The following is a 20,974-nucleotide window of genomic DNA, read 5'->3' on the forward strand; positions in this document are numbered from 1 at the left end:
TCATTCTCTCCCAGCGCGGTGGCTCTAGTTCTTCTTTTGCCACCGTTCTCATCTTTGGTTAGTCTAAACTACAGTAAATTAAAAAAGCAACTAGAAGATATGGCAATATCAGCCGGATTAATCACTAAATCTTCCTGTCAAAAAGATAAATCATTTCAAGTCTTAAATCGAATTGTGGTAGAAGAATTAGAAGCATGGTTTTTTGGAGACGTTCAAGCAATTCGCCAAGCTTATCCTAAAGTCTCTGCCAATTTAGCTAATCAACAACCGTATCGCGACCCCGATGCTATTAAAGGCGGTACATCGGAGGCTTTGGAAAGAGTCCTGAGAAAAGCTGGATATCATCCGGGAGGACTAGACAAACCTAAAGCCTCTAGGGAAATTTCTAAATATATGAATCCTAAATCAAATCGCTCTACAAGTTTCCAAGCTTTTTATCGAGGTTTATTAGACTGCATCAATAATAAACAGGTCTAATAAACCTTCTCTGGGTTGTCAATACAGACAGGGAGCTAAAATTTCTCCTGATAACGACATCCCTAACGGTCAAGCCAGATGATTTAAAACACAGCAGGGGATCAAGCCCGGATACGGGCTTTCCGAGGACACGCTGTAAATAAATGTAACAAAAAATCCTAACGATCGCACTAGCGTCCTACCGCTCCACATCTTTAAGCGCATCCTGCAGCTTATGCCTTCTCCAACAATAGCAAGTACATCGCTAACGGGTAAATTTTCCTTCCCTTGGGGAGTTATCATCTGCCGACAGTTGCAGCAACGTCGGCTGTGGATTTTGTTCCGTCTGCTTGAAATTATCAAGACAATTTGGGAATGCTACCTAAAATTGATGGAAGGGCTTTATCGAATCTTTACACTGTCACGATATATTTAAAGGAATTGTGAAGTTATACTTCCGGGAGATGGCAAATTGTGTTGTTTGTGAGTATGTGCGATCGCGCAAGCAAACAAATTTTAGAGAAATTTGCAGCCGCCAGTTGCGCGGCGGGTTAACTCTCAGTAGAATTTATCCGGGTGGTTTTTTGCCACTTACGCGACAAACTCGTGTCGAACTGCTTAAATGAGAATGTGACGTTAAGAACTTAATGTGATTTAACGTCAAAATTAAACCCAATTTCTGAGATTTGAGCTAACTTAACAATGAAAGCCCCTGTTGCACTACTAAACCCGCAACGCTTCATTTGGGGTAATCCTCGGTCTCTAATCCAGAGTTGCCGGCTTACAACTAAAGCTCGTAAGCTTTATTCGATAGCAGATTGCATAACATTCAATTCAGGGAAACAGGGTAAAGATGGGTGCATCTACACGGATTGTATTGGTTCCAATTCCGGCCAGTCAAAAATTGTCTGCTAACTGTCTGGCCAATTACGCCGCAGCCGTTCACCCAGATATTCGCAGAAAACAGCACCGTTGGCTCGTGCCAAAGTTTTTGCGGGCAGTTCTCAGGATTTAGCGGAACCCGACATGAGTCAGTATTGTCAAGCTAAGCTGACAAAGTTTTCCTAGTTCTTGACAAAAAAGGGAAAACAACTTCCATTTTTTGTGAGAAAGGCTACAATCGGAAAGGTCTTTGCAAGATCCGATTCTCACCGTTTGGTACTTCGACCCTCTGCTGTTGCATTTGAGGCAGCAGATCCGCATCCAAGGTGGCGAAAATTTGCCGTGCAACTGTGATATCTGACAACCAGAGTGAAAGCAGCAGGCGAATCAAAACTTCGACACCTCGAACACAAAAGTTAGAGGGTTCCGTGCCGGAAAACTTGTACGGGTAAAAGATCGAAGTAGCGAGTAAAAAAGCCAGTATTTTTGAAGGTGCGATCGATCGCATCTCTGGGTTCGCTTCTAGGAGCAAGGTATCGCAAATGATGCGGTAACTCGCTGCTAAAGAAAAAGCCACACGGTCAATTCGAGGTCGCGACGTTCAAGTCTGCGATCGATTGAATGTGCTCGCTAATTCAAACCAGAACTCGAACTTTGACTCAAAAAACGGGTGCAATTTCGGTAACAGCTTCATTTAGCAAACCGAAAATCCCACTATTTCTTCCTGCGGGAATGTCAATACTGGCTAACTTGTCTAAACTACAAACAGACACTATTCCACTGTTATTTATTCTTCAATTCAGGAGCATGAGGAAGGCGGCATGATCCAGGCTAACACCGTACTCGAAACCACAATTAAACCCGAAATGGAAACAATCGAGTTGCTTCGGAACGCCGAAAGCGTTCTACCTGAGAGTGAGTTGGAACTCTTTATCGACGAAGAAGACGATCGAGAAGATTTTCTAGACAATCCATCTGAGGAAGACGACACTAAGTCTGCCAAAGGCGCCAAAGCCCGCCGTCGGGCTCAGGCAAAGAAAAAGCATTATACTGAAGACTCTATTCGTCTTTACCTGCAAGAAATCGGTCGGATTCGGCTGCTGCGAGCCGATGAAGAGATTGAACTCGCCCGCAAGATTGCAGATTTGCTGGAATTAGAGCGAGTTCGAGAAAAACTGCTGGAAGAGTTAGACCGCGAGCCCAAAGACAATGAATGGGCTAATGCTGTAGATATGGCACTACCTGCATTCCGCCATCGACTCCACGTCGGACGGCGGGCTAAGGAAAAAATGGTGCAATCAAACCTGCGTTTGGTGGTGTCGATCGCCAAAAAATACATGAATCGCGGTTTGTCTTTCCAAGATTTGATTCAGGAAGGCTCTTTGGGTTTGATCCGGGCGGCTGAAAAATTCGATCACGAAAAAGGCTACAAGTTTTCCACCTACGCAACTTGGTGGATACGTCAAGCCATCACCAGAGCAATCGCCGACCAATCCCGCACTATCCGCCTACCGGTGCACCTTTACGAAACCATCTCGCGGATCAAGAAAACTACCAAACTTCTTTCTCAAGAAATGGGACGCAAGCCTACTGAAGAAGAAATCGCCACTAAGATGGAGATGACGATCGAGAAGTTGCGCTTCATCGCTAAATCCGCACAGTTGCCCATCTCCTTAGAAACTCCGATCGGCAAAGAGGAAGACTCGCGTCTGGGAGATTTTATTGAATCTGACGGGGAAACGCCAGAAGATCAAGTCTCGAAAAACTTGCTCCGGGAAGACTTGGAAAGCGTTTTGGATACTCTCAGCCCCCGAGAACGGGATGTACTGCGACTGCGTTACGGCTTAGATGACGGACGGATGAAGACCTTGGAGGAAATTGGTCAAATCTTTAACGTCACTCGCGAGCGGATTCGGCAAATCGAGGCTAAAGCCCTGCGGAAGTTGCGCCATCCCAACCGCAACAGCATCTTAAAAGAATATATCCGCTAGAGTATTTTTCTAGCATCACCCAAAAGAGTGATTCGCACTCTTTTGGGGGGGGAACCCCCCGCCCCGGTTTGAGCTATCGCTGTTAAACTGCGTGCTGCTAACTCAACGGGAGCAAGTAGCGAATTCCTGCTGCTGGATTGCGCTGCCAAAATCGCTCTGCCAAAATTTTGGGAGTCCGCAACGGAACTCCCAAGCTTTGCAGTGTCTCAAAAGTCTTAACTATAAAATTAGATCAGGCCCCAAAAATGAAGCACGCCTTGACCGGAAACCAATTCAATAATGACAGCGGCAGAGAAACCAATCATCGCCAAACGACCGTTCCAATTTTCTGCTCCTTCGCTGAAGCCCCAGTTCCAAGCGTTGCGTTTTTGTTCTTGCATAGTGCGAACTCCTTTCGTTAAGTTTTGTAAGGCTTATGTAAATTAATATAACAGTGAGTTGAAAAAAGTGCAAATTTGTGAATGGTGATGTTGGTCACAACGGTCGATCGACCGTTATGATTTGGCCTAACGAGGAAAAATAGCCAACTCGGTATCAGGGTCAAACAAGTGAATTTTGTCATGGGCGACGGCCAGCCAAAGTTCCTCGCCAACACGGATCGATCGCTCAGGAGGAACCCGCACCTGCATCCGCACGGCCGGAGCATCCGTCAAACAGACCCGCAAATAAGTTTCGTGTCCCAAAGCCTCTACAATTTCCACTTTTACCGACAGATTTTTCGTAGCAGGAGGGTTAATGCTCAGATGTTCGGGCCGGATGCCCAAAATGAGTTTTCGCCCGTCATATTGTTGTAGACATTTTGCCCAAATATCGGGTAAAGTAAAGCGAAATTGCGGGTGAGAAATCAACAGCGGGGCACTAAATTGCACAGATAAAAAATTCATCGGCGGAGAACCGATAAACTCAGCAACAAACAAATTAGCCGGCTTGTTGTAAAGCTCTAGAGGTTGAGCTACTTGCTGAAGCTGACCTGCATTCATAATAGCAATGCGATCGCCCATAGTCATAGCCTCAGTTTGGTCGTGAGTCACATAAATAGTTGTAGTTCCCAACTGCCGCTGCAACTGCACAATTTGCGATCTCGTTTGGGCCCTCAATTTCGCATCAAGATTCGATAGCGGTTCGTCCATCAAAAACACTTCAGGATTTCGAGCCATCGCCCTACCCAAAGCTACCCGCTGCTTTTGCCCTCCCGAAAGTTGTTTCGGCAAGCGATTTAAAAGAGATTCTATTTGCAATAATTCAGCTACCGCCCGGACTCGTTCTCCTACTGCCTTTTCCCGTTCCGACAAATAGCGCAAACCCGGAGGCAGCTTGCGAGTTACTCCTCCTAAAAAATCCTCCCATAAAGCATATATTCGCTCGTTGTTTAAAGTATTAGAAGCTAAATAATTAATAACCTCTTTTACCTGATTCCTGATTTTTTCTGCCTTCTCCCGGCTTCCTTTTTCTTTTTCTGTCTCTGCTCCCTTCTCTCTGCTCCCTTCTAGCTGCTTCCTTCTAGCTGCTCCCTTTTCCCTTGTTCCTTCTTCCTTCTTCCTTCTATCAGTTACATCCGTTACATCCGTTACAGAATCCGTTTCCGAACTTCCTTCTTCTTTCTCCCTTTCCGAGCGGCGCAATCCAAAGGCGAGATTATCGTAAACTGTTAAGTGAGGATAGAGAGCATAATTTTGAAATACCATAGCGATATCTCGGTCTTTAGGAGGCAAATCGTTAAGGAGCCGATCGCCAACCCAAATATTGCCGGCAGTCAAGACTTCCAAACCTGCGATCGATCGCAGCAAAGTGCTTTTTCCGCACCCAGAAGGCCCCACCAACACCATGAATTCCCCGTCTTCGACCGTCAGGTTGATGCGCCGCAAAACGCTGTTAGACGAAGGGCGATCGGCCGCAGGCGAGACACTTTCTGCGACCCTGTTTGCTGCTTTTTCCTGTTCTCCTTGGCGGAGCGGAAAACTTTTGTAGATATTTTCTAATACAACTTTCGCCATCGAACAATTTTAGATTTTAGATTTTAGATTGGGCATGGGGCATGGGGCATGGGGCATGGGGCATGGGGCATTGGTAATTGAGATATTCAAGGAAGGAGGAAGTTCGGTAACGAGCAGTGTACAGGATTTAAATGATTTAACGGATGGATGTTGAAGTCAGAAGTCAGAGGTCACAAATCAGATTAAGGCCCAATGCCCCATGCCCCATGCCCCATGCCCAATCCCCCATTACCAATGACCAATGACTATTGACTGCTGATAACTTTGATAATTCTTTCACCTGGATTGAGGTCAAAAACTCGATCGCCCGCAGCATCTTTCCCCCAAAAAGCTATAGCATCAGTAGCCGATCGCAGCAAGCGGCCGCTTGTCGTAAAAAGTTTAACATCCGTACCCGGAACAGCCCGCAGCAAGCCAACTAAAGCATCAGACGGCTCTGCAAAGCGAAAAGCTTGAGTGCCAATTTCGCCGCGGTTAGTAAGTCTGACAGAACCCGCAGGCATTCGTTTAGCCCAACCCAACTCCGAAAATAGTACCAAACTGTCGTCCGGGTCGAGAGTGACGCAACCCACCAACTGTTCCTGCTTCCGCAACCTGGTTACTTGAGAACCCTGGGCGCTGCGGCCCATTGGCGGCAGTTGTTCGTCATCGACATCAAACCGGAGGACTCGGCCTCCTGAAGTTGCGACAGCCACTTGCTCGCCAACTTTGCTCAGACTCGCGCAGCGCAGCCGATCGTCCTCCTTGAGTTTAACAACAGTAACGCCGCGATTAGTCAAATCCGCAAATTCCTGCATCGGCAAGCGCTTAATTTTCCCTTGCTGAGTCAGAGTTACTAAATCCGCCGCTTCCGAATTTTCCGGCAAAATAAAGTGTCCCACTGTGATTTCCGACAAAACGCGACCGGCACTTTCTTTAGTAGCACTCGGCGACAACAAACCGACGATCGGCGTTCCCCGGTCTTTCGGGCTACTATTAGGAATATCCGCGACTTTCAGCGGGTAAGCTTTGCCGTTAGGAGTTAAGACGACCAAAGTCCGATCGGTTTTTGTCAGATTTGCCGTCACAATAAAATCTTCATTTTTTTCTAAAGCTGGAACCGATTTTTCCCGACTTTTCGAGCGCGGACGTTCCCCCGGCGGCACGCGCCGCACGTACTGCTTGTGAGAAAATTCAACAATAGTTTCCTCTGCCTCTAGAACTGGCAATAAGTTAGGCTGAATCGTGGCCGGCGACAACTGTTTCACCGCAGAATTCTTCTTACCCGAAACTTGTGGTTGAGCGTTTCCCCCGCGTCCGGTTTCCTTGGCGAATTTAGTGCGGCGTTCGTCAGCGTACTTGCGTTTGAGCGATCGAAATTCCTTCTTCAAAGCCTTCAAAAGTTCGCGCCTGTCGCTCAACAACCGCTGCAATTCTTGAATATTCCCCATCAACTCATCAAACTCAGACTGCAAATTTTGCCTTTCCAAACCAGTCAGCCGGCGCATCGGCATCGCCAAAATCGCATCAGCTTGACTTTCGCTCAAATTGAGGCGAACTTGCAAAGTTTGCTTAGCAGTAGTGCCGTCAGGAGAATTTCTGAGAATGTCGATCGCAGCATCGAGATTTGTCAAAGCCAAAATTAAGCCTTGGACAATGTGACAGCGGCGTTCCGCAGCCTGCAACTCGTAATTGTAGCGGCGGGTAAGAGTCACCTCCCGGAAATCCAGAAATTCCTGCAACAATTGTCTGAGCGTCAACTGTCGGGGTTGACCGTTGACAATTGCCAGCAAAATCGCGCCAAAATTTGTTTGCAGGTCTGTTTGTTGGTAAAGGCGAGCCAGAACCGCTTCCGGGGTAAATTCCCGCTTGAGTTCAATCACAACTCGAATGCCTTCGCGATCGCTCTCGTCGCGCAAATCAGAAATACCGTCGAGGCGGCCGGAATTGACCAACTCCGCCACCTTTTCAATCCAAGCCGCCTTATTTACCTGAAACGGAAACTCCGTCACCACGATCGCCGTTTTAGTGCGCACCTTGCGATTACCAGGCACTTCTTCCACCCCAGCCACACCCCTGACCGCAATGCTACCTCGACCCTTAGTGTAGGCGTCATAAATGCCCTCTGTAGCGACGATTTCCCCTCCAGTCGGGAAATCCGGCCCCGGAATCAGTTCTATCAACTTGTCGTCCGAGAGTTCCGGGTTTTCGATCAAAGCAATTAAACCGTCTACCACCTCGCCCAAATTGTGGGGCGGGATATTAGTTGCCATCCCCACAGCAATGCCAGTACAGCCGTTGAGTAACAGAAACGGCAACTGAGCAGGCAGCGCAGTCGGTTCCTGCTGCGAACTGTCAAAGTTATCAGTAAAATCAACAGTTGCATCGCCGACTTGGGTTAGCATAGCTTCGTGGGCGATCGGTGCCAGCCTAGTTTCCGTGTAGCGCATAGCAGCAGCCGGGTCATTGTCCACCGAACCGAAATTGCCGTGACCCGCCACCAAAGGATAGCGGCTCGAAAACTCCTGAACCATGCGCACCAGAGCGTCGTAAACCGATTGGTCGCCGTGGGGGTGATATTTTCCCAAAACATCTCCAACTACCCGGGCGCACTTGCGGTACGGTCGGTCAGGCGTCAGACCGAGTTCGTGCATCGCGTACAAAATTCGACGGTGAACCGGTTTTAAACCGTCGCGGACATCAGGCAAAGCTCGCCCGACGATCACACTCATGGCATATTCGAGGTACGATTGCTGCATCTCGGCGTGCAGAGGCGTAGAAATTACTTGCCCGGAAAGTAGGTTGAGTTGTTTAGCCATGAGTCCTTGTGTCCGTTAATTCCTGAGTGAAGACAGCCTTTGTCAATAATGCTGAGGTTGCCTGTCTCTCCTTTAAAAGCGTTTGCCCTTCAGCGAACCGAAAGTTCGACAAAACCGCCAGCGCGAGAGGATAAAAATAAACTTAACTTGTGAAAGCAGAATCAGAGTGTCGAAGACCGACAACACTTGCCTCTTACTCTCCACTCTTACCCTAACCTCTATGTTGCCTTCATTTGCGCCTACCTGTCTATTTACCGCCCGCGGTGAGAAGGTTGATTGACAGTCATGCTTTTCCTTATAATCGCTCACAAATGCCGATCCTTAAGAATTCAGCAGTCAAAAGCTCTCCTAGATCGCGGGAGAGTCTGACCTCCGAAGAGAGGAACGGAAGCGTCGCTCTTTTAAGCCGTGTCGATCGGTCAAAACTGATAATTGGGAATCCCCCAAAATCCCCCGCTATAGCCTTTCTCAGAAAGATGGAGTACGCCGAAACCCTGTGTTGTCATGCTTTTGAAGTTGAATTCTGTACCTCATCTATCCAAGAACCGCTATATATTCGCTACTCCGAATGCAGCAGCGGGAGTATGTGAATAAACATTGCTTTATTCTAAGAGCATCAAAGAAAATAATGGTCACACCTCCCCGACTCTAAGCCGGAGGCTTGACCGAAAGAGGATACTAGAAACCTGTTACCTGGGAATCTTGAGACTCTCGCCAGTGTCAGGTCTAGTTCTAAAAAACAACTAAACTGTCTGTGTGTAGTAGTCTAAGTGATGGTAATGGATGCTTCTGGGCATCTGTACGCCCTCTCACAGTTAGTGACTCAAGGATATACATACGGGTTTTGCAGGGTTCCCGGCTGATGGCGCTAAAAACTCTGCATTTTTGACGGGGAATGTATTCCCCGTGCCGTGTTCCTCTTTGGACTAAAGTCGCAAAGTTTCCATACTTCCCATATTTATTTATGAAAACCGTTCTGATTGTAGAGGACGATTTGGTTAATGCTCGAGTTTTTTCCAAAATTCTGACTAAGCGGGGGGGCTTAGCCGTGAAGCACACGGAAAATGTTGAAGAGGTGATGCTTATTGCTGCGAACGGCGAAGCTGATTTGATTTTAATGGATGTGTCTCTTTCGCGCAGCGTGTACCAGGGAAAAGCTGTTGACGGCATCAAGATTACTCAACTGCTTAAAGCTGACCCGCAAACGGCCTCCCTGCCGATTATTTTGGTGACAGCTCACGCGATGGCCGGTGATAGAGAAACTTTTCTGAATCAAAGCGGTGCCGACGGTTACATCTCTAAACCTGTGGTAGACCATCAAGAGTTTGTCGATCAAATCAAGGCTTTGCTCCCTGACTGAGCGAACCGAAGGAAGAAGGCCCTTCGACCCCCTTCGACTCGCTTGGCGGCTCGCTGTAAGGGCGAAGCTGAGCTGGCAAAAGTCGCGAGCGGGTAATGAAGAAGCAAGAATGAAGAAGCAAGAAATAATTTTTTGTTGGAACTAACAAAAAATTAAAATTCTTGAATTATAAATCTTTCTTGAATTCTGACTTATGCCTTCTGACGAATACATACAGCGTATTCCAGGTTTGTGAAGTGTAGGGACACTCTTGCACGGCGCCGTGTCCCTACGGGGAAGTTCACGATAGGCGGGTGTACTTCATAAATGTGGAATCTGCTGTAAGTGCCTTCTTCCTTCTTCCTTTCGATGCGCTCGCCGTGTGCGCAATGCTATGAGTTCTGAGTTCTAAATAAGGAGAAAAAAACTTTAATATTTTTCAACTCATGAAGAAAGGCGTGCGTTCCGAAGAACCAAAAAATCTCCGCGCAACTCACTATTATTGCTTGCTGCGCGGCAATCTCAAAACTTTTATTAGTCTTCGTCCTCGTCGAAGTCGTAACCGATATCATCATCATCGTCGGCCACTTCCTCTAAGGAATCATCATCAGTTAAGACGACAAAATCTTCCTCCTCAACCTCAACTTCCTCGAAATCCTCATCAGCCTCAAGGTCAGAGCCGCGCCCGATCTCGAAACCGCTCTCGATCGTATATTTGCGACGCGCAGTGCGATCGTCCAACACCACATCCTCCTGCAAATCGTGGATTTCATCATCAAACACGGCACCGTCAAGAGCCGCATCCGAACTGCCCTGCTCTTCATAAGCATTGAACCCAGTCCCCGCAGGAATCAGGCGGCCGATAATCACATTTTCCTTCAGGCCCCGCAGCCAGTCAGACTTGCCCTCGATCGCAGCTTCAGTCAGCACCCGCGTCGTTTCTTGGAAGGAAGCAGCAGAAATAAAGCTGTCAGTATTCAGCGAAGCCTTAGTAATCCCCAGCAGCACCGGAGTATAATCCGCCGGCGCCCCGCCAGTAATCGACATCGCCTCATTCACCTGCTCCACCTGCCGCAGTTCCACCAACTCACCCGGGAGCATAGTAGTATCGCCGCCGTCCTCCATCCTGACTTTGTTGGTCATCTGCCGGACAATCACCTCAATGTGCTTGTCGGAAATATCCACACCCTGAGACTGATAGACAGACTGCACCTCGTTCACCAAGAAAGTCTGCACCTGCTGGAAACTCTCCAAAGCCGCCTCAAAAGTAGGCTGGCGCTCCTTTAGGACATGAAAAAACACCTCCAGAATCTCGTGAGGGTTGGCGGGCCCGTCAGTCAAAGCTTCGGCGACGCCCACGCGCTGTCCGTCAGAAACGATCGGATTCTGACCCGGCAACAGCGGATACTGCTCGATCCGGCCGTCATCCTCAACCACCGCCAGTTCAACAACATCATCGTCCGTCACCACCTGAGCCGTCCCGGGCCGCTTCGCCAAAATACAAGCCTCCTTCGGCTTCCGCCCCTCCAGAAGTTCCTCAATCCGGGGCAAACCCTGAATGATATCCCCAGTTTTTGCGCGCTCGAACACCAGAATCACCAAATTGTCGCCCCGCTGCACCAAATCCCCATCGTCTACGTGCAGCACCGCACCCCCCGAAACCCGGTAAGGGCGAGCCACCCGCAGCACAATACGAGCAGGTTCCCCATCAGATGCAGGCACAACTTTCACGACTTGACCCGACTCTTCCAGCACAACCCCCGGAGCCACCTCCGTACCCGCCACCAAAAGTTGACCCGGGCTGACATCGGGAGTACCCGCCACAGAAATCGAAACAGAATCGGCATCCCGCATCACCAGCAGGCGGCGCACCGGTTCGTTCAGCCCCTCGCGGATGCCCCGGACGATGCCCGCTTCTTTGCAGAGAATCTCCGTGCGGGCCACGACAGCCCCGGGCGCGATCGACTGCCCGTCCTCCACCAATAGCCGCGTGTGAGTGCTGCCCTGAGTCGGATCTGCCGACACATCCCGCCGAATCACCAGCGATTCCAAAATCACCAACTGCAAGCGGAAAATCCTTGACGGCCGCTCGTCGGGATCGTCAATCGGGTGCGCCAACTCTTGCGACGCCACAACCGCATCAGACAAACCCCAAGCCGGGCCCGAACCGTCCGCCCCAAAAGCCAGAGCATCCCCGTCATCCGGCAGCAGCTCGATATCCGCCGCCAGTTGCGGAGCACCGGAACCGATTTCCAAAATAAGCTGAGTCCGCAGCAGTTCCAGTCCCTCGACAGACTTGACGCGCTCCCCGTCCTTGTAGGGCAGCCGCTGCACCGCCTTCAGGGCGATCGACTCATTCAGCGCCGTCTGAGAAGGTATGGGCGGCTTGTCGGGCACCGGAAACTCCACCACAGGCCGCAGCAGCAAAGCGGGGCCTTCGGGAGTTTCGATATATTCCGCATAGCCCACCTCTTCGGCAATCAAGCCCGGGAAAATTTCTTGACCGGCGCTGACAATTTGACCCTCGCCAAAAGTTAGGGGCGGGCGGTCAACGGCGTGAAGCGTTCCCGGTTTGATGACAATTTCCCGAAGGATGTCATTTTTCTGAGTGACTTCTACCGCCCCGCTGGTTTGGCAGAAAATATCCTTGACTACTTCGGTACCAGCTTCGACGTACTGGCCGTCTTCCACCAGCAGCAGGGAAATATCTTTGTTAACTTCGTGGCATTCTTCGGGTATCCACAGCAGAGTCCCCCCCTTCACCACTTCGTAGCCGAGTTTGGCCTTGCCGCGCTTGTGGACTTCGACTCCAGCGTATTTTACTATCCCACCCGTAGCGGTGCGGTAGCTGTCATCCAGCAGTTCCGCCACCACTTCCCCGTTGATGACTTTGCTTCCGGGAGCTGTCTTTAGGGAAAACCGCTGGTTAGAAGCTGTTTCGATCACGTAGTGGTCGCGGCCGCCGGCGCTTTCGGCCCGGACAACTGCTTGGTCGAGCAGCACTTGAGCCGTGATGATTTCTATTTCTCTCGGGTCGGCGATGCGGACTACGCCGCCGTGTTCGGAAACGAGTTTGGTTTCGGCGATGACGCTTTCAGCCGCGATGCGATCGCCATTTTTTACCGCAGGTTCTGCATTTGGGGGCAAGTTGTACACTTCTCCCGATAGAATCCAAATCAGCCCGCCTTTGCTGGCTGTGCGGGTTGTGTTCCCTTGGCGGTCGGTTTTTTCCTCCGGTATCAAGTCGGCAAATTTGGCTTCTCCGGCTAAGTCGGAAGCCACGTCCGTAGTCACTTTTTCCGTAGTTTTGCGGGCGGCGCGACCGACGATCGGCACTTCTGCCAAAACTTGACCGGGGACGGCGCGCTGTCCGTCTTTGACCATCAGAGTAGAACCCTGGACGATCGCCAGTTCAACTTTCAGTTTTTGATTTTTGGCGCCGGATTTCCCTTCTTCAAAGCCGTCGCCCTCGAATACGAGTTTGCCGTTGTTTTCTGCCACCAGCGCTTCTTCGCCGTGTCTGGTGCGGAAAGAGCGAGTCCGCAAGTTCTTGAACTTTGCCACGCCGGGGAAGGGCGCGCGTTCTTGTTTTGCGACTTCTCCGGTGAACACGCCGCCGGTGTGGAAAGTACGCATCGTGAGTTGGGTTCCCGGTTCCCCGATCGACTGGGCGGCAATAATCCCGATCGCCTCTCCCATGTCCACCATCTTCAAGTGGGCCAGACTCCAGCCGTAGCAGCACTGACACACAGACCGCGTAGATTCGCAAGTCAGGGGCGATCGCAAATACACTTCGGCCACCCCGGCCTTACCGATTTCCCCCGCCAGCTCCTCTGTAATCGGCTGGTTTCGCACGGCTTTTTCGTTCCCAAAAGCCACGATTTCCCCCGTTTTGGGGTGCACCGCATCTCGGGCAAACACGCGCCCCAGCAGCCTGTCTTTCAGGGGAATCAGCACAGTCGCCCCGTCGGTCATCGGCCGCACCCGAATCCCCCGCTGGGTACCGCAGTCCACCTCCCGCACGATTACGTCTTGGGATACATCCACCAAACGGCGGGTAAGATAGCCCGAGTCCGCCGTCCGCAGGGCCGTATCCACCAAGCCTTTGCGGGCTCCGTAGGAGGAAATAATGTATTCAGTTACCGTGAGTCCTTCGCGGAAATTGGTTTTAATTGGCAAATCGATGATTTCTCCCTGCGGGTCTGCCATCAGCCCCCGCATCCCCACCAACTGCCGCACTTGAGAAATGTTCCCTCTTGCTCCGGAGAAGGCCATCATGTAGACGGAGTTCAGCGGGTCTGTGGCTCGGAAGTTCTTGACTACTTCGTCTTTGAGGTCTTCCGACGTGCTGTTCCAGGTATCGATTACTTTTTGGAAGCGTTCGACTTCGGTGATTTCGCCTCTGGTGTATTTCTGTTCCGTGATGCGGATTTCTTCTTCGGCTGCATCCAGGAGCGATCGTTTGGACGGAGGCACTTGCAAGTCGTCTACGCTGATCGAGACTCCAGCTTTGGTGGCGTAGCGGAAACCCAAATCTTTGAGTTTGTCCGCCATTTGCGCCGTCCGTGCCGTTCCGTACTGCATGAACGACCAAGATATTAATTTTTTGAGCTGACCCTTGTCAACAACTCGATTGCGAAAAACAATTTCCTTATTTTCTGTCATTTTTCTGCTGCTGCCGTGAATTACTAATTGGTCATCAGTCGTAGGGTGCGTCGCCATCAAAAATTCCCCAAAAAATAGACAATTCAGACAGCGACGCACTCCTTGCGATCGGTCATCAGCCATCAGTCATAGGTAATTAAGCAGAACGGCATCGGTAATTGGTAACAAAGGAAAATATTTTTGGCATCTTCGTTTTTCAGACAACCCAATCATTACCCATTACCCATTACCCATTACCCATTACCCACTTCCTAATTGTTAATTACCGATTCGATCGTTTGGTGATAAATAATCCTGCCCGGAGTAGTGCGAATAAACTGAACGATCGACTTGCCCTCTGCGTCTTCCCGAACTCGGCGGAACTTGTATTCCTTCGTTACCACTTTACCGTCTGCCGATCGTTCAACTGCAAGCGGTTCCCCCTCCGGTTCTATGTTTTCTATAGCGCCTTGAAACCTCACCCAGACATAAGAGTGCAAATCAATGACTCCTTGTTCGTAAGCTACAACCGCGTCCGTAAGGTTGGAGAAATAGCGACCCGCCCCTTTTTGAGCGTCCAGATTCTCGGCTGTCAGGTAATAGCAACCGAGCACCATATCTTGAGAAGGAGTAACGATCGGTCTTCCCGTTGCCGGCGACATAATGTTGTTAGAAGCCAGCATCAGCAACCGCGCTTCTGCCTGAGATTCCAGAGACAAAGGCACGTGAACGGCCATTTGGTCGCCGTCAAAGTCAGCGTTAAAAGCCGGACAAACCAGCGGGTGAAGCTGAATCGCCCTCCCGTCCACCAAAATCGGCTCAAAAGCTTGAATCCCCAAACGGTGCAGGGTCGGCGCGCGGTTCAGCATCACCGGGTGCCCTTCAATCACCTCCTGAAGCACGTCCCAAACGCTGGGATCGTTGCGCTGGATCAGTTTTTTCGCAGCTTTGATGTTGTTGACCAATCCTTGGCGGATCAAGCGGTGGATGACGAAAGGCTGGAAAAGTTCGATCGCCATTTCCCTCGGCAAACCGCACTGATGAATCTTCAGTTTCGGCCCCACCACAATCACCGAACGTCCCGAATAGTCAACCCGTTTACCGAGCAAGTTTTGCCGGAAGCGACCTTGTTTCCCTTCAATGATGTCCGACAGCGACTTCAGCGGGCGGTTGTTTGCACCCACCACTGTCCGGCCGCGACGCCCGTTGTCAATCAGCGCGTCCACAGCTTCTTGCAGCATCCGCTTTTCGTTGCGGATGATAATCTCCGGCGCCAGAATCTCTTGCAGTCTCGCCAAGCGGTTGTTGCGGTTGATGACTCTCCGATAGAGGTCGTTGAGGTCGCTCGTTGCAAAACGCCCGCCGTCTAGCTGAACCATCGGCCGCAAATCCGGGGGAATCACCGGAATCACGTTAAGCACCATCCAATCAGGATGGGAACCCGTAGCGATGAAGTTGTCAATTACCCGCAAGCGTTTAATTAACTTCGCCCGTTTTTGACCTTTAGCATTGGCAATATCTTCCCGCAACTTTTCCGCTTCGCTTTCTAGCGGAATATTTTGCAGCAAAACTTGCAAAGCTTCAGCACCAATCCCCACCTCTACACCTGTGAGTGTGGAATCTTCGCTGTAAAGTTCGTCTTCTATTTCCAGCCAAGCATCTTCTGTCAGCAATTGCTTGTATTGCAGCTTTTCTGCATTACCTGCATTCAGCACGACGTAGGCATTGAAATAAACGATTTGTTCGACATCTCGCAGCGGCATATCTAATAGAATTGCCATGTAACTCGGGATGCCTTTGAGATACCAAACGTGAGCTACGGGAGCTGCTAATTTGATAAATCCCATGCGGTGGCGGCGGACGCGAGATTCTGTTACTTCAACACCGCATCTTTCGCAAACAATGCCTCTATGACGAACTCGTTTGTACTTGCCACAATGACATTCCCAATCTTTTGCAGGCCCAAAAATGCGCTCGCAAAACAAGCCGTCCATTTCTGGTTTTAATGTCCGGTAATTTATGGTCTCAGGTTTTATGACCTCACCAACAATCTGACCGTTGGGTAAAGTTCTCTCTCCCCACTGTCGAATTCTTTCTGGTGAAGCTAACCCGATCTTGACGTAATCAAAGCGTTGTTCTACCTTAGCCATTCTTGACTCCAATTGATAATTTACAGTCGATTATTTGTGGTTGTTTATCTTTTTTCTTGGCTGGTTTCACGGCTTAAATCAATGTTATACTCCTTTATATGTGACGTTATTTTTAATATCATAAATGACACTTTTTGAGACACAAAATTTCTGAGCCATTTTAGGAATGGATTCCCCGGCTTGAATTCGTTCTCGGATCTCAAGAGCTTGAGCAAAAGTCAGCTTGCGATCGAGATATCCACCCATCCGAGGAACTGGAACCTCTTCGCCGTCTTCTTTCCAAGTGACGTGATACTTAATACAATGTATGGTATGGCGACCAACACTATATTCTTCAGCTACATCTTTCAATCTCTCTCCTGCTGCTAGTTTTTGCCGAATTTCTCGCACTTTTTCCCAGTCTAATTTTGCGTTAGAAAGGGGATGACTTTTGCCTTGAGTGCGTCCTTTTTTAGAAGCATCTAATAAATTTTGAGTGCGAGTACCAGCCCAAAGGTGTTCTGGATGGATGCAACTGGGACGATCGCAGGTATGACAAGCATCCATTGAAGCTGGAAGTTCATATCCTAATTTCTCTGCTAAAACAGCACGAGTCACTGATTTTGATTTTCCATTTTTAAAGTACCTGCCATAACCTGGACCGTCTTTTGAACCTTGGAAAATGATGCAGCCGCTGTCTTGAATTTCTCCTAAAAAACCTGGTGAAACTGTAGTGAAGTTATCTGGAATATTTGTCTGAAGTATCTTAGTAATAGTTTCATGTTGTACCCCATACTCTTTTGCTAGGTGGTTCTTGACTGCTCCACATAAATATTTAGTCTGAATTTCTCGCAGTTGTGAGATCGACAATATGCCAATACCCGGAATACTTTTGCGTCTGGGAGTTTTGCGATCGCGCTCCATCATCTGCCCGGTATTTTCAGCAGCAGTACCTACTACCAGATGTGCCGGGTTGATGCAGCTTCGATTGTCGCAGGTGTGACAAGCAAAATTACCGGAATTGAGGAATCCTGGTATTTTTGATTCCAGAACTAATCGGTGGACTAAAACCGTTTTGCCATCGATCCACTTACGCCCGTAACCGTTGCCCAACTTGCTCCCTTGCCAATTAATACAGCAGGTCGATCGGTCTACCTCTCCTTCTATTCCTGGGACAACTGTTACAATAATCATGTCAGCGTCTCTCCTTGTTAGAGCGTTGATTCGCCTCAACAGTGGTACGAACACTGCTGAGGCATTTTAATTGGAGATTGTCGGTTAAAGATTAAAGAATTGAATGTTGCCAAAAAATCTAAAATCTTTAATCTCTAATCCCTAATCCTCATCTTCGTCGCGAGAAAGCGATTCGTAAGTAGGCCTGGAGGGCGATCGCCGACCCCCAGCATCCGCCATCAAATCCACCTCAACGTGTTCGCTGCCCTCGTCGGACGTATTCACCTTGTGCACGGCAATATCCAAGCACAAAGACTGCAACTCCCGCATCAGCACCTTGAAAGATTCCGGCGTTCCCGGCCTGGGGATGGCTTTGCCCTTGACAATGGCATTCAAAGCCTCGTTTCGGCCCTGCATATCGTCCGACTTCACAGTCAGCAGTTCTTGCAAGGTGTAAGCGCAGCCAAAGGCTTCCAGGGCCCAGACTTCCATTTCTCCGAACCGCTGTCCCCCCTGCTGCGCCTTGCCGCCCAAAGGCTGCTGCGTTACCAGCGAGTAAGGACCCGTGCTGCGGGCGTGGATTTTGTCATCTACCAAGTGGACGAGTTTGAGCATATAAGCGATGCCGACTGTAATTGGTCGATCGAACGCCTCCCCAGTTCTGCCGTCGTAGACTATAGTCTTGCCCGGATGCTTTTCATTAAACACCCACGGCTTACCAGTTTTTTCCCGCGCCTCCTGTAACTTGCCGTGAACCGTTTCGCGAGACTTTTCGGCCCCGTGCATTTCGTCGAAGGGAACCATTTTGAACCGCATGGACAGATTTTCGCCGGCCCAACCCAGCAAACACTCAAAGATTTGACCGACGTTCATCCGACTCGGCACGCCCAAGGGATTGAGCACTATGTCAACTGGAGTCCCGTCGGGCAAGTAGGGCATATCCTCCATCGGCAGAATCCGGGACACAATACCCTTATTCCCGTGGCGGCCGGCCATTTTGTCGCCGACTTGAATCTTCCGCTTTTGAGCTACGTAGACGCGGACGACCATGTTTGCGCCAGGGGGCAGTTCATCGCCCTGTTCGCGGGTAAACACCCGCACGTCCACTACGCGGCCTTTTTCCCCGTTGGGGACGCGGAGGGAGTTGTCGCGCACGTCGCGGGCTTTTTCGCCGAAGATTGCCCTCAGCAGTTTTTCTTCTGGCGGTTGGTCGGATTCGCCTTTAGGAGTTACTTTGCCGACCAAAATGTCGCTAGCTTCTACCCAAGCACCTTTGCGGATGATGCCCTGTTCGTCTAGCTGGCGCAGCGCGTCTTCGCCGACGTTAGGAATTTCGCGGGTGATTTCTTCCGGGCCGAGTTTGGTTTGGCGGGCTTCGATTTCGTATTTTTCAATGTGGATCGAAGTGTAAACATCTTCGTACACCAAACGCTCGCTAATTAGCATCGCGTCTTCGTAGTTGTAGCCTTCCCAAGGCATATAAGCTACGAGGATGTTGTGACCCAGAGCGAGTTCTGCCCCTTCGGTGGAGGAACCGTCGGCTAGCACTTGACCGGCAACAACTCGATCGCCCTCATAAATCAAAGGACGCTGATTTAAGCAAGTATCCTGGTTAGAACGCTGATATTTTTGCAGTTCGTGTTCGATGCAGCCAGCATATTTTTGCTTCCAAACCGAGGGCTGTTTGACTTTGAGGTCGTCGTATTCCCGAATCAGGAAATGTTCTTCGCTGGAATTCGATTCGGCATCTACAGCCAGGGGTTTGACAATAATCCGGGTGGCGTCGATGTAAATCACCTCGCCGTTAATCCGGGAAACCACAACCATCCCCGAATCTCGCGCCGCCTGAGCTTCCAACCCCGTACCGACTAGCGGCCGTTCTGGTTTCAGTAGCGGCACAGCTTGCCGCTGCATATTCGAGCCCATCAGAGCTCGGTTGGCGTCGTCGTGTTCCAGGAACGGAATCAGCGATGTCGCCACGGAGACGATTTGCACGGGCGAAATCGCCATGTAGTCCACCTGCATCGGAGTGGTGGTAGTAAATTCTTGGCGGTAGCGGACGGCTACGGTTTCGCCCAAGAGGTTGTTGTTTTCGTCGAGGCTGATGTCTCCGGGGGCGACGCGCAAATCGTCTTCTTCATCGGCTGTCATGTAAACGGGGGCTTTGTCGCGCAGCACCCGTCCTTTTTCTACTGGATAGAAAGGAGTTTCGATGAACCCGTAGGAGTTGACGCGGGCGTGGGTTGCCAAGGAACCGATCAGACCGGCGTTGGGGCCTTCTGGTGTTTCGATCGGGCAAATCCGGCCGTAGTGGGACGGGTGAATGTCGCGCACTGCAAACCCGGCGCGTTCCCGTGTCAGACCTCCAGGACCCAAGGCGGAAAGCCGGCGTTTGTGCGTCAGTTCTGCTAGGGGGTTGGTTTGATCCATGAACTGGGATAGCTGGGAGGAACCGAAGAATTCCTTGATTGCTGCTACCAGCGGTTTCGGGTTGACCAGAGAAGCGGGGCTGAGGGAGTCGGCATCCGAGACGGTCATTCTTTCGCGGATGATCCGTTCCAGGCGGTTGAGACCGACACGCACTTGGTTTTGCAGCAGTTCTCCGACGCTGCGGACGCGGCGGTTGCCTAAGTGGTCGATGTCGTCGGTGGAGCCGATGTCGAATTCGAGGTTGATTAAGTAGTCGATCGCCGTCAAGATATCTTGGGATGTCAGCACCCGCATCGTATCGGGGACTGTCAAGCGCAATTTTTTGTTGAGTTTGTAGCGACCGACTCGGCCCAAATCGTAGCGTTTGGGGTCGAAAAAGCGCGAGTTGAGGAGCTGTTCGCCACCCGCCACTGTGGGGGGTTCACCGGGACGGAGTTTGCGGTAGAGCTCCATCAAAGCTTCTTCTTCGCCGAATTGTCCTTCTTTCTCGATCGTTTTTTGGAAGTATTCCGGGTGGCGGAGTGAGTCGTAGATTTCCCCGTCTGTGAGTCCGAGGGCTTTGAGCAGCACCTGGGCTGAGAGTTTGCGGGTTTTGTCGATTCTGACCCAGACTAAATCGTTTTTGTCTGTTTCAAATTTCAGCCAAGCGCCGCGGTTGGGGATAAGGGAGGCGTTATAGGAACGGCGACCGTTTTTGTCGGTTTCCGATTTGTAGTACACGCCTGGGGAACGCACGATTTGGTTGACAATCACCCGTTCGGCGCCGTTGATAATGAAAGTGCCGCGCTCGGTCATCAGGGGCAAATCGCCGATGAAGACTTCTTGTTCTTTGATTTCCCCTGTTTCTTTGTTAATCAGGCGGGTGGGGACGTACATTTGCACCGAGTAGGTGCTGTCCCTGCGCTTGGCTTCGTCCACGTCGTATTTCGGGCGCTTGAGTTTGAAGTCTTTGCCCATGAAGTGGAGTTCCAGCTTGCCCGTGTAGTCTGTAATCGGGGAGAAGCTGTCGAGTTCTTCGATCAGCCCGGCTTCTAGAAACCAGCGAAAACTTGCCCGCTGGATTTCGATCAAATCGGGCAAGGTGAAGGCGAATTCTGTGTAATCTTTAGTGGTCATGGGGGTCCTTTTTCCGCAGTGG

General features: G+C 50.3%; 13 protein-coding genes. 5 read left to right on the forward strand and 8 right to left on the reverse strand.

Annotated features, from left to right (window positions below; translation table 11 throughout):
* The 3 genes from QUA02_RS20815 to QUA02_RS20825 form a co-directional block, all read left to right on the forward strand.
* Window positions 1–477 (forward strand): DUF4276 family protein (locus QUA02_RS20815; RefSeq protein WP_333030303.1); only part of this gene is annotated, 477 nt, incomplete at its 5' end.
* Between the two features lie 422 nt (window positions 478–899).
* Window positions 900–1,082 (forward strand): hypothetical protein, encoded by a 183-nt coding sequence (locus tag QUA02_RS20820; RefSeq protein ID WP_333030304.1) that lies wholly within the window; start codon window positions 900–902, stop codon window positions 1,080–1,082.
* A 227-nt stretch (window positions 1,083–1,309) separates the two neighbouring features.
* Window positions 1,310–1,471, forward strand: a complete 162-nt coding sequence (locus tag QUA02_RS20825; protein WP_333030306.1) for a hypothetical protein — start codon at window positions 1,310–1,312, stop codon at window positions 1,469–1,471.
* 99 nt (window positions 1,472–1,570) lie between these two features.
* On the opposite strand, the gene QUA02_RS20830 is transcribed toward QUA02_RS20825, so the two are convergent.
* Window positions 1,571–1,915 (reverse strand): hypothetical protein, encoded by a 345-nt coding sequence (locus tag QUA02_RS20830; protein WP_333030307.1) that lies wholly within the window; start codon window positions 1,913–1,915, stop codon window positions 1,571–1,573.
* A gap of 244 nt (window positions 1,916–2,159) precedes the next feature.
* On the opposite strand from QUA02_RS20830, the gene rpoD reads away from it, so the two are divergent.
* The gene (gene rpoD, locus QUA02_RS20835; protein ID WP_333030308.1) at window positions 2,160–3,329 is read left to right on the forward strand and encodes an RNA polymerase sigma factor RpoD; all 1,170 of its coding nucleotides are present in this window, start codon (window positions 2,160–2,162) and stop codon (window positions 3,327–3,329) included.
* A 227-nt stretch (window positions 3,330–3,556) separates the two neighbouring features.
* Here the strand turns inward: rpoD and QUA02_RS20840 are convergent, their stop codons facing one another.
* The 3 genes from QUA02_RS20840 to QUA02_RS20850 form a co-directional block, all read right to left on the reverse strand.
* Complete coding sequence (locus QUA02_RS20840; RefSeq protein WP_332954881.1) at window positions 3,557–3,709, reverse strand: CAB/ELIP/HLIP family chlorophyll-binding protein; 153 nt, start codon at window positions 3,707–3,709, stop codon at window positions 3,557–3,559.
* A gap of 126 nt (window positions 3,710–3,835) precedes the next feature.
* Window positions 3,836–5,323, reverse strand: a complete 1,488-nt coding sequence (locus tag QUA02_RS20845) for an ABC transporter ATP-binding protein (protein WP_333030309.1) — start codon at window positions 5,321–5,323, stop codon at window positions 3,836–3,838.
* Window positions 5,324–5,568: 245 nt separating this feature from the next.
* Entirely contained in the window at window positions 5,569–8,121 is a 2,553-nt protein-coding gene (locus tag QUA02_RS20850; protein ID WP_333030310.1) for a DNA gyrase/topoisomerase IV subunit A, read from the reverse strand.
* A 964-nt stretch (window positions 8,122–9,085) separates the two neighbouring features.
* Between QUA02_RS20850 and QUA02_RS20855 the strand changes: the two genes are divergently transcribed.
* Window positions 9,086–9,481 carry a response regulator gene (locus QUA02_RS20855; RefSeq protein WP_333030311.1) on the forward strand — a complete coding sequence of 132 codons (396 nt, stop codon included), beginning with the start codon at window positions 9,086–9,088 and terminating at the stop codon, window positions 9,479–9,481.
* Window positions 9,482–9,994: 513 nt separating this feature from the next.
* Here the strand turns inward: QUA02_RS20855 and QUA02_RS20860 are convergent.
* The 4 genes from QUA02_RS20860 to rpoB form a co-directional block, all read right to left on the reverse strand.
* Window positions 9,995–14,248: a DNA-directed RNA polymerase subunit beta'' gene (locus tag QUA02_RS20860; RefSeq protein WP_333030312.1), complete on the reverse strand. Its 4,254-nt coding sequence runs from the start codon at window positions 14,246–14,248 to the stop codon at window positions 9,995–9,997.
* Between the two features lie 128 nt (window positions 14,249–14,376).
* The gene (locus tag QUA02_RS20865) at window positions 14,377–16,254 is read right to left on the reverse strand and encodes a DNA-directed RNA polymerase subunit gamma (protein ID WP_333030314.1); all 1,878 of its coding nucleotides are present in this window, start codon (window positions 16,252–16,254) and stop codon (window positions 14,377–14,379) included.
* A gap of 84 nt (window positions 16,255–16,338) precedes the next feature.
* A complete protein-coding gene (locus QUA02_RS20870; protein WP_333030316.1) occupies window positions 16,339–17,427 on the reverse strand; it encodes an HNH endonuclease in 1,089 nt (362 codons plus the stop codon).
* Between the two features lie 141 nt (window positions 17,428–17,568).
* A complete protein-coding gene (gene rpoB, locus QUA02_RS20875) occupies window positions 17,569–20,952 on the reverse strand; it encodes a DNA-directed RNA polymerase subunit beta (protein WP_333030317.1) in 3,384 nt (1,127 codons plus the stop codon).
* Window positions 20,953–20,974: the final 22 nt, after the last annotated feature.

Source organism: Microcoleus pseudofavosus SVA1_A4, from assembly GCF_036700565.1.
In the GTDB taxonomy this organism is placed as follows: domain Bacteria; phylum Cyanobacteriota; class Cyanobacteriia; order Cyanobacteriales; family Microcoleaceae; genus Microcoleus.